This is a genomic window from Lichenibacterium minor (assembly GCF_004137685.1).
GTDB lineage: Bacteria > Pseudomonadota > Alphaproteobacteria > Rhizobiales > Beijerinckiaceae > Lichenihabitans > Lichenihabitans minor.
In genome coordinates this window covers 1-553 of the sequence record NZ_QYBB01000191.1, presented here as the reverse complement: position 1 = coordinate 553, position 553 = coordinate 1, and the positions used below count along the sequence as shown (strand labels likewise).

The 553-nt window shown below is 59.7% G+C and carries 1 protein-coding gene; it reads right to left on the bottom strand.

The genetic code is table 11. The annotated features are described in order from the left end of the window. The coding region (locus D3273_RS27985; protein ID WP_165359780.1) for a Crp/Fnr family transcriptional regulator at window positions 1-553 on the bottom strand (553 nt) is incomplete at both ends.

The following is a 553-nucleotide window of genomic DNA, read 5'->3' as shown; positions in this document are numbered from 1 at the left end:
TCTTAAACGTGACGAAGCCCATCTCCCGTAGCTGTTGCAGGCACCGATTAACGTGGACCGGCGACAACCCGATGGAGTCGGCCATATCGATCTGAGTCAGGGGAAGGACGTAGCTGTCGTTGACGACCAAGCCGACCGCCTGCATTCGGAAGTAGAGTTCGCAGAACAGGTGGGCGAGGCGTTTAAGTGCCGGACGCTGTCCCACGTTGAGCAGCCATTCCCGCAAGGTGCCTTCGTCGACGAGCGTCACCCACCAAAGGGCACGGGTGAGTTCGACGCGGTTGGTCATCTCCACAATGCGATGACGTGGGATGTCCACCACCGTGCAGGCCGAAATCGTCGCGATGCTGTGGTCCATGGCCCTGAGCAGGAAGACGTTCAGGTCGCAGAAATCCCCGGGGACAAGGTAGGCGACGATCTGCCGACTTCCATTATCGAGGCTTTTGTAGCGACAAGCCAAGCCGTCGACGATGAGACGGACGGTGTTGGACCCTTGGCCCTCTCGGATGAGATCTGTACGGGCGGCAACAAGGCGGTGTGGGCCAACGATCTC